This window comes from Halorubrum sp. CBA1125 (genome assembly GCF_009742825.1).
Classification (GTDB): Archaea; Halobacteriota; Halobacteria; order Halobacteriales; family Haloferacaceae; genus Halorubrum.
Genome location: NZ_WPCE01000188.1, coordinates 1 through 5,322, shown reverse-complemented (window position 1 = coordinate 5,322; position 5,322 = coordinate 1). Strand labels below are relative to the sequence as shown.

At 67.8% G+C, this 5,322-nt stretch carries 7 protein-coding genes and 1 pseudogene; 4 read left to right on the top strand and 4 right to left on the bottom strand.

The annotated features are described in order from the left end of the window. Positions 1 to 568 (bottom strand): FAD-binding protein (locus GJ633_RS13545; RefSeq protein ID WP_156589241.1); only part of this gene is annotated, 568 nt, incomplete at its 3' end. Position 569: 1 nt separating this feature from the next. After that, positions 570 to 1,475 carry a hypothetical protein gene (locus GJ633_RS13540; RefSeq protein ID WP_156589240.1) on the bottom strand — a complete coding sequence of 302 codons (906 nt, stop codon included), beginning with the start codon at positions 1,473 to 1,475 and terminating at the stop codon, positions 570 to 572. Positions 1,476 to 1,613: 138 nt separating this feature from the next. Here GJ633_RS13540 and GJ633_RS13535 point away from each other — a divergent pair, with 138 nt between their 5' ends. The 3 genes from GJ633_RS13535 to GJ633_RS13525 all read left to right on the top strand — a co-directional run bounded on the left by GJ633_RS13535 (position 1,614) and on the right by GJ633_RS13525 (position 3,655). Further along, on the top strand, positions 1,614 to 1,931 hold the full coding sequence (locus GJ633_RS13535; RefSeq protein WP_156589239.1) for a hypothetical protein: 318 nt from the start codon (positions 1,614 to 1,616) through the stop codon (positions 1,929 to 1,931). A 79-nt stretch (positions 1,932 to 2,010) separates the two neighbouring features. Continuing rightward, complete coding sequence (locus tag GJ633_RS13530) at positions 2,011 to 2,955, top strand: hypothetical protein (protein ID WP_156589238.1); 945 nt, start codon at positions 2,011 to 2,013, stop codon at positions 2,953 to 2,955. Positions 2,956 to 2,995: 40 nt separating this feature from the next. Continuing rightward, positions 2,996 to 3,655: a VOC family protein gene (locus GJ633_RS13525; RefSeq protein WP_156589237.1), complete on the top strand. Its 660-nt coding sequence runs from the start codon at positions 2,996 to 2,998 to the stop codon at positions 3,653 to 3,655. A gap of 5 nt (positions 3,656 to 3,660) precedes the next feature. Here the strand turns inward: GJ633_RS13525 and GJ633_RS13520 are convergent, their stop codons facing one another. Further along, complete coding sequence (locus GJ633_RS13520) at positions 3,661 to 4,041, bottom strand: hypothetical protein (RefSeq protein WP_156589236.1); 381 nt, start codon at positions 4,039 to 4,041, stop codon at positions 3,661 to 3,663. A 63-nt stretch (positions 4,042 to 4,104) separates the two neighbouring features. Then, a complete protein-coding gene (locus GJ633_RS13515) occupies positions 4,105 to 5,109 on the bottom strand; it encodes an NAD-dependent epimerase/dehydratase family protein (RefSeq protein ID WP_197431346.1) in 1,005 nt (334 codons plus the stop codon). 94 nt (positions 5,110 to 5,203) lie between these two features. Here GJ633_RS13515 and GJ633_RS17935 point away from each other — a divergent pair. Beyond that, positions 5,204 to 5,322 (top strand): annotated as a pseudogene (locus tag GJ633_RS17935) (IS6 family transposase); the annotation flags it as partial.

Here is a 5,322-nt window from a genome sequence, read left to right as displayed (position 1 = left end):
ACCCCGGTTCCGTGACGTTCAGGTCCTCGATCAGCTCCCACCCCGCCGCCTCGGCGCCCCGAAAGAACAGCTGTTCTTTCGCCGTGACGGGCGCGGGGGCCACCTCGCACATGGCCTCGACCTCCTGGTAGTAGGGCACGAGATCGGCGTAGTCGATGGGCCAGTGGCCCTGCTCGTCTATCGACGCCGGATACGCCCGGGGGTGACAGCCGGTGTAGTGCAGCGTGGTGCCGCCGACGCCGGCACACTGCAGGATCGCGCCGTCGCCCGGGAACTTCCGGAACCAGAATCCCCGCTCGTGGTCCGCCGGACCGAAGACGAGGTTGTTGATCATCTCGAACTCGCGGGTGGTGAACTGCTCGTCGAGGAGCTCGCCGCTCAGATCCTCGACGCTGGAGGAGGCCTCGCCGCCGGGCTCCTCGTGGGGATTGGGCCACTTTTCGTTGCCGTGGAAGGGGCCGGCCTCCAGTATCAGCACCGACAGTCCCGCCTCCGCCAGCTTCCACGCCGCCACCGGCCCGTCCCCGCCCGCGCCCACCACCACCACGTCGTAGCTATCCGCGACCATCTCAGCCCTCCACGGGGAACGGCTCCTCGTAGTCGCTCGTGTCGTAGTCGTTCTCCCGGAACGACCCCGACTCGCGGACGATCCGAACGCCCGATTCCTCGTCGACGGTCGTCCACTCCTCGCCCCCGCCGAGGGGGCCGTCGTCCGCGCCGACGTAGCCACGCAGCGCCGCGTACCCGTTCGCGAACCCCGGGAAGCCGGTCTGTCGCCAGCTCTGGACCGCCTCCGGATCGTTCGGGTGGACGCGCTCGCTGGGCGGCTGGGTGAACTCGTCGTACCCCTCCCACTCGCTGTAGTATATCATCTCCACGAACCCGATGACGAGTTGGCCGACGAGGCCGGCGTCCATCTCGAACAGATCGTGGTCCGTCGGCGTCACCTCGACCTCGAACTCGTCGAGGATGGCGATGGCGCGGAGCCGGTCCTCCCGCGACAGCTCCGCGAACGGCCCCACGGCGCTCTCCGCCTCGTCCGGCGACGGGTCGTCCGGACCGAGCAGCGACAGCGCCCGGTCCGTGCTGGGCTCGGCCTCGTTGTCCCCTCGATCCAGCAGCGTTAACGCCGCCGCGTCCAGCGTGTGCGCGATCGGATCGGCCAGCTCGATGTTCCCCTGCGGGCCGAGGTCGGGGAGGCCGAACTGGAAGCCGTCGTCGACGTAGGTGATCGCGAACTCGTCGAGGTCGATGGCCAGTCCCCCGGGAACGTGCTCGGGTCCGAGCTCATCGGCTAACTCCGGCGTCTCGGGGATCACCGCGTCGGCGATGGCTCGGAACGTCACCCTCGTGTGCGGGTCGACGTCCGGTCCAATTCCCAGCGCCTCGAGAACCCACCCCGCGACGGACGTCAGGCCCCGCCACGCGAACGCCAGCCACCGTGCCGGTCGCCGTATCACGCCAGCCGATACCATGTGAACGCGTCACACTACGGTGTCAAAAATGTTACTGCGTTCGAGGACGCGTCACGCTTCGACCGGTGGCGGGATCCGATCGGAGGGGGCGCAACCTATTTCTGTCCCCCCACGAGTCATGAGCACTGCGCGTAGGCCATGAGCTTCCTGTTGGATCCCCCCGCTCTCGTGCTCATCGGGGTCGCCATCGGCCGGTACGTCGACGCCCGTTCGCGTCGCAATCGGCTCGCGACGGGCGTCGTCGCCGTGTTCGTCATCGTGAGCACGCTTCTGTACCTCGATGTCCTTCCCTGGTGGTTTGGGGAGTGGATGAGCGGCTCGGACTGGATGTTGAACTCGGGGCTCGACACGGAACTGACCCGGCAGCCGGGGACCGACGTCCTGGCTGTGGTGCTGTTCGCGTCCTATCCGCTCTGGATGCGGCTGGGGCTCGACGTGGGAGAGCGGTACCGGTGACCGCGAACGGGTGCGCCGTCGCCCGCGGTCGCCGGTCGGGGACCCATCGGAAGGGGCCTGTGCGGGGCGGTGTCACGATATGAGCGAATCCATCGACGCGTTCGAGACCGATCCGAGGAACAGCACCCGCGCAGAACTCGACGAACTCTTCCACGACGCCGATCCCGACCCGATAGAGACGCTGGTCAACGAGGGGGGACGCGAGATCGACGTCGACAAGCGGGAGGTGGCGAACGACGAACACTGGCGGGGATTCTTCCCGACCGACCACGCCTTCACGTTCCTGAACCGGTTCGTCCCGCTCCCCGCGGGGTTCCACAAGCGCTTCTGGCGAGAGGGCGGCTCGCTCGTCGGCGAGACGACCGACTCGGACGAGGTGGTCGTGGGACACAACCGGCTCCGCGAGGTCGAGCACAACGGCCGTCCGTACGCCCTGCTCACCTACACCGACCTCGTGTACCGCCCGTTCTACGACCTCCTGCTCCCGGTGACCGACGACCTTGCCGTCGGCAAGGCGTACATCGGCCGGTTCCCGTACGGTGTCGAGACGCTGACGTTCGGGCTGACGCGTCGATACGGTTTCGACTTCCTCGCCCCGGCCGATCACGCCACGCTCTGGGACCGGGGATCGGTCCCCGAGCCCGAAGCCCTCGACGGAGCGTGGGACGTGCGGCTCGTCTCGAACGCCGGACTGTCGGACCCCCTCTTCGAGTTCCAGTTCGAGCAGACCGAACACGGGATCGACGGGCAGTACGAGGTGCTCGACACGGCAGGGGGCGACGTCCGGCTCGAGTTCGACGAGGACCGCATGGAGATGTTCGACTTCTCGAACTGGCACGACGAGATCCGCCAGATCGAGACGGACTTCATGGTCGGGAAGTACTGCCAGAACGAGACCCAGATCCTCCCGTCCCCCGGGGACGGCTCGCTGGGCCACCTCCACGCCGAGACGGAGGCCGGCGACGATCGGCTGTGTCTCTACTACGTCATGAACGCGCGTGACGAGCCGATCAGCGAGGCATGACCGCCCTGGTTTAACTCCCGGTCCCGCCAACGGTCCCCCCATGGCCGACGACACGATCCCGCAAGTCGACGTTCCGCTCCCCGAGATTTCCCACGTCGCGTTCGTCGTCGAAGACCTCGAGGAGAGCATGCGCCGGTTCGGAGCCCTCCTCGGGATGGAGCCGTGGTTCACGTATCGCTACGAGCCCCCGCGCCTGACCGACACGACCTACCGCGGGGAGCCGGCCGAGTACTCGATGCGGGTGGCGATAACGGACGTCGAGGGACCGGTCGACCTGACGACGAAGGTCGTCTCCGGGCAGACGCTACAGCGGGTCGTGAGCTGGCTCACGGCGTTGCGCGACCGGCTCGGGCTCCGATCCGGATCGGATGACGACGGGGCGCTGTCGTCGCTCCCGAACCCGGGCCTCCCGGGGCTGAACGTCGAGTTGATCGAACCGCTCGACGGGCCAAGCACGTACACGGAGCACCTGGACGCCGGCGGCACGGGCATCCACCACATCGGCTGCTTCGCCTTTGACGACCCGCGCGCCGCAGTCGAGCGGTACGAGGACGCGGGTATCCAGATCGTCCAGAGCGGGCGCTTCGGGGAGCTCGAGTTCTGGTACCTCGACATGCGTGAGGAACTCGACGGGGTACTCCTCGAAGTCGCGGCGAACCTCTGGACGGTCCCGTCGCCCGACGGAGTCTTCCCCGGGTAAGTCTTCTAGGTATCTCCGCTCCGGAGGTGCGTCACGCCGAGGACGCCAACGGTCGCGCCCGAGCCCTGCGCGAGCCACAGGACGATCCACCGCGAGACGGTCATGTTCGCGGGATCGAAGTAGTGCCAGCACTCCACGACCAGGAAGAAGAGGCCGAAGCCGGCAGCAAGGGCGTACCCCATCCGGCGGTCGACGGCGACGCCCCACAGCCCCGCCAGCGCGACGAGCGTGAAGACCCCCATGCCGACCGTGGCCACCAGGGGCTCGTTGAATGGCTCGAAGGGGGCCCAGTACCCGGCCAGTTCGTCCGCGATGTGCATGAACTCGAACACGACCGTCGACACGAGTGCGTGGGGTGTGTATCTCGCCCTCCCCGTTGCGACCATGCCGGGGCGACGACGGGTCGGGTGGTAAAGCTGCCGCTGGTATCAGCGAGAGAGGGAGATCGCCTACCCGTCGACGGGGGCGTTCATCCCGAGCTGTTCGAGTTCCCAGGTCAGGTACTCCCGCAGGCCCTCCTCCAAGGGCCGGTGTTCGAGGCCGAGTTCGCGTCTGGCCTTCGAGTTGTCGACATCGTAGCGCCGGCCGGCCGCGAACGAGAGCAGTTCGGGCTCGAACCCTTCCGGCGGGGTGACGACGCGTTCGACGACCCGCATGACGCGCGCCAGGACGCCGAACGCCGCCGCGGGGACGACCCGCGGGGTCGGGACCCCCGTGATCGCCTCGGCGCGCTCGAACACCTCGACCAACGACCGCGATTCGCTGGCGATGATGTACTCTTCCCCGGGCGTCCCCCGCTCCATCGCCAGGCGGTGAGCGCGCGCCGTGTCCGCGACGTAGTCGAAAGAGAGACGCGACTCGCGGGGGATCGCCGGGAGGTCGCCGGTCAGGTAGTCCCGGAAGATACTCCGCATCGATCCTTCGAGCTTGTCGCCCGGCCCGTAGATGGCGCTCGGGAGGACGGCGACCAGCGGGAGGCCGTCCGCCATCATCGGTTTCGCCACCTCGTAGTGGGCCGCCCACTTCGTCCGGTAGTAGACGGCGAAGGTCGGCTGCGGGGGTTCCGTCGACTCGTCGATGATCGCCCCGCTCGTGCCCGGATGGACGCCGACCGTGCTGGTGTAGACGCCCTTGGGAACGTCGAGTTCGTCCATCAGCTCGAGGACGTTGCGCGTCCCCCCGACGTTCACGCGCCGGGCCGTCTCGGCTTGCTCCGGCCCCGGGCCGACGTAGAACCACGCGCCGACGTGGAACACGCCGTCCACTCCTTCCATCGCCCGACGCATGCTCGCCTTGTCCGTGAGGTCCCCCTCGACGACCGTCACGGCCTCGGGGAGGTGGGCCGCGTTCGAGCGCGAGCGCGTCAGCCCGACGACGTCGTGGCCCGCGGCCACCAGCTGCTCGACGAGGTGGGTCCCGACGAGGCCGGTCGCGCCCGTGACGAAGTACTCCACGTGCGGGCTACGGTGACGGGGTAGAAGTAGATTCGGTCGACGATGCGCGCCGTGTTAAGTTAAGAAACGAGGGCGGGACGAGGATTCAGTGCCTATGCCGAAAACCGCCCGCCTCACCGAGTCTACCGAGTGGATCAACTTGGATTTTGTGGAGCGAGAGCGGACACCCCGCGAGATCTTGAAAAGGGTATTCGCCACCATCTCGCTGGATTA

Coding starts and splice junctions, on each gene's coding strand:
- GJ633_RS13525 (WP_156589237.1), top strand. CDS start 2,996: ATGGCCGACGACACGATCCCGCAAGTCGACGTTCCGCTCCCCGAGATT.
- GJ633_RS13520 (WP_156589236.1), bottom strand. CDS start 4,041: ATGGTCGCAACGGGGAGGGCGAGATACACACCCCACGCACTCGTGTCG.
- GJ633_RS13540 (WP_156589240.1), bottom strand. CDS start 1,475: ATGGTATCGGCTGGCGTGATACGGCGACCGGCACGGTGGCTGGCGTTC.
- GJ633_RS13535 (WP_156589239.1), top strand. CDS start 1,614: ATGAGCTTCCTGTTGGATCCCCCCGCTCTCGTGCTCATCGGGGTCGCC.
- GJ633_RS13530 (WP_156589238.1), top strand. CDS start 2,011: ATGAGCGAATCCATCGACGCGTTCGAGACCGATCCGAGGAACAGCACC.